This is a genomic window from Streptomyces sp. URMC 123 (genome assembly GCF_051386515.1).
Lineage (GTDB): Bacteria > Actinomycetota > Actinomycetes > Streptomycetales > Streptomycetaceae > Streptomyces.
Map to the genome: position 1 here is coordinate 1 of NZ_JBPQTV010000500.1, position 3,184 is coordinate 3,184.

Annotated in this window: 3 protein-coding genes; all 3 read left to right on the top strand. The window is 71.6% G+C overall.

All coding sequences use genetic code 11. From position 1 onward, the window contains the following. On the top strand, window positions 1-1,412 hold a 1,412-nt coding region (gene shc / locus ACSNOD_RS29955; RefSeq protein ID WP_436770224.1), incomplete at its 5' end, for a squalene--hopene cyclase. Next, on the top strand, window positions 1,412-2,050 hold the full coding sequence (locus ACSNOD_RS29960; protein WP_436770225.1) for a phosphorylase family protein: 639 nt from the start codon (window positions 1,412-1,414) through the stop codon (window positions 2,048-2,050). The genes shc and ACSNOD_RS29960, both read left to right, overlap by 1 nt. 5 nt (window positions 2,051-2,055) lie before the next feature. Beyond that, window positions 2,056-3,081: an adenosyl-hopene transferase HpnH gene (gene hpnH / locus ACSNOD_RS29965; RefSeq protein WP_436770226.1), complete on the top strand. Its 1,026-nt coding sequence runs from the start codon at window positions 2,056-2,058 to the stop codon at window positions 3,079-3,081. Window positions 3,082-3,184: the final 103 nt, after the last annotated feature.

A 3,184-nucleotide genomic window follows, 5' to 3' on the forward strand; every position in this document is an offset into this window, starting at 1 on the left:
CGGCGGTGACACCGGCGATGCCGCCGCCCACGACCACGGCCGTGGACCGGTCGCGCCCGCCGGCCCCCGCCCTGAGCTGGGACGGAGCCTTCCAGCGCATCGACCGCGCGCTGCACGCGTACCACAGGGTCGCCGTGCGGCCGCTGCGCAAGGCGGCCATGAAGGCGGCCACCCGCTGGATCATCGAGCGCCAGGAGAACGACGGCTGCTGGGGCGGCATCCAGCCGCCGGCCGTCTACTCCGTCATCGCCCTCCACCTGATGGGCTACGACCTGGCCCACCCGGTGCTCCGGGCCGGCCTGGAGTCGCTCGACCGGTTCGCCGTCTGGTCCGAGCAGCCGGAGTCCGACGCCGAGGGCGCGCCGAGCGTCCCCGTCCGGATGATCGAGGCGTGCCAGTCCCCGGTCTGGGACACCTGTCTGGCCACCATCGCCCTGGCGGACGCGGGGCTGCCCGCCGACCACCCGGCCCTGGTCAAGGCCACCGACTGGATGCTGGGCGAGGAGATCACCCGTCCGGGCGACTGGGCCGTGCGCCGCCCCTCCCTCGCCCCCGGCGGATGGGCGTTCGAATTCCACAACGACAACTACCCCGACATCGACGACACCGCCGAGGTGGTGCTCGCGCTGCGGCGGGTGCGGCACCCGGAGCCCGAGCGGGTCGACGCCGCCGTCCGGCGCGGGGTGAACTGGAACCTGGGCATGCAGTCCCGGAACGGCGCCTGGGGGGCCTTCGACGTCGACAACACCAGCCCGCTGCCCAACCGGCTGCCCTTCTGCGACTTCGGCGAGGTCATCGACCCGCCGTCGGCGGACGTCACCGCCCATGTGGTGGAGATGCTGGCCATGGAGGGCCGGGCGCACGACCCGCGCACCCGCCGCGGCATCGAGTGGCTCCTCGCCGAGCAGGAGCCCAACGGGGCCTGGTTCGGCCGCTGGGGCACCAACTACGTCTACGGCACCGGATCGGTGGTCCCGGCCCTGACCGCGGCCGGCCTGCCCACCTCCCACCCCGCGATCCGCCGGGCCGTCGCCTGGCTGGAGAGCGTCCAGAACGAGGACGGCGGCTGGGGCGAGGACCAGCGCTCGTACCGCGACCGGGAGTGGATCGGCCGGGGCGCCACCACCCCCTCCCAGACGGCCTGGGCCCTGATGGCCCTGCTGGCGGCCGGCGAACGGGAGAGCGAGGCCGTACGGCGGGGCGTGGCGTGGCTGGTGGAGAACCAGCGGGCGGACGGCGGCTGGGACGAGCCGTACTTCACCGGCACCGGCTTCCCCTGGGACTTCTCCATCAACTACCACCTGTACCGGATGGTCTTCCCGGTCACCGCCCTGGGCCGCTACGTCAAGGACACGCCGCACGGGGCCTCCCTCGCCGCACCGGCCCCCGCCCTCGCCGCCCGGGGGGCCTGATGGCCTTACCGCTTCTGGTCACCTGTGCCCTCGGCATCGAGCGGCTGGCCCTGCGCCGCGGCAGCCGTGCCGGCGCCGCCGGGCCCGTCGCCCTGCTGCGCACGGGCATGGGGCCGGCGGCGGCCCGGCGGGCGGTGACCCGCGCGCTCGCCGAGGACCCGCGGCTGCGGGCCGCGCCGGTGCTGGCCACCGGCTTCTGTGCCGGGCTCGCCCCCAGCATGCGGCCCGGGGACGTGGTCCTCGCCGAGGAGACCCATGACGTGCCCGGCGGCGACGCCGGGCCACCGGCCCCGTGCCGGGACAACGGCCCGCTCGGAAAGGCGCTCGCCGAGCGGGGTCTGACCGTGCACAGCGGTCCGCTGTACTGTTCGGACCGCATCGTGCGCGGTGAGGAGCGAGCCCGGCTCGCGGCCCGCGGGGCCGTCGCCGTGGACATGGAGTCCGCCGCCGTGCTCGGCGCGGCGCTGGCGGCGGGTCCGCGTCCGGTTGCGGCCGTCCGGGTGGTCGTGGACGCTCCAGAACATGAGCTCATCCGATTCGGGACACTGCGCGGTGGAATATCGGCTTTCCGTGCACTGCGTGATGTCCTTCCCGTTTTTTTCGAATGGCACCGTTCTTTGCCGCTCCCCAGGAGGTGAGCCAGATGGCCATGCCGCTCCGTCAATCCATCCGGGTCGGGACGTACCTCTTTGAACAGAGAATGCTCCGCAAGCGCGAGAAGTTCCCGCTCATCGTCGAGCTGGAACCGCTCTTCGCCTGCAATCTGAAGTGCGAGGGCTGCGGCAAGATCCAGCACCCCGCCGGCGTGCTCAAGCAGCGCATGCCGGTCGCCCAGGCGGTCGGCGCCGTGCTGGAGTCGGGCGCGCCCATGGTGTCCATCGCGGGCGGCGAGCCCCTGATGCACCCGCAGATCGACGAGATCGTGCGCCAGTTGGTGGCCAAGCGGAAGTACGTCTTCCTGTGCACCAACGCCGTACTGCTGCGCAAGAAGATCGAGAAGTTCACGCCCTCGCCGTACTTCGCCTTCGCGGTCCACATCGACGGGCTGCGCGAGCGGCACGACGAGTCGGTGGCCAAGGAGGGGGTCTTCGACGAGGCCGTGGCGGCGATCAAGGAGGCGAAGCGGCGCGGCTTCCGCGTCACCACCAATTCGACCTTCTTCAACACCGACACCCCGCAGACCATCATCGAGGTGCTCAACTACCTCAATGACGATCTCCAGGTGGACGAGATGATGATCTCGCCCGCCTACGCCTATGAGAAGGCGCCCGACCAGGAGCACTTCCTCGGGGTCGAACAGACCCGGGAGCTGTTCCGCAAGGCGTTCTCCGGCGGCAACCGCAGGCGCTGGCGGCTCAACCACAGCCCGCTCTTCCTCGACTTCCTGGAGGGCAAGGCGGACTTCCCCTGCACGGCGTGGGCCATCCCCAACTACTCGCTCTTCGGCTGGCAGCGGCCCTGCTACCTGATGAGCGACGGCTATGTGCCCACCTACCGGCAGCTCATCGAGGAGACCGACTGGGACAAGTACGGCCGCGGCAAGGACCCGCGCTGCGCCAACTGCATGGCGCACTGCGGCTACGAGCCCACCGCCGTCCTCGCCACCATGACCTCCCTCAAGGAATCCATCAGGGCGGCCCGGGACACCGTGGCCGGGAATCGCGGGTGAGGACATGACGGCTCCAGGTTCGGTGGCGCTCGGAATGCCGTCCGTACCGACCAAGCTCGCCGATCGGCGGGTCAGCCGGAAGATCCAGGTCGGGTCGGTGGCC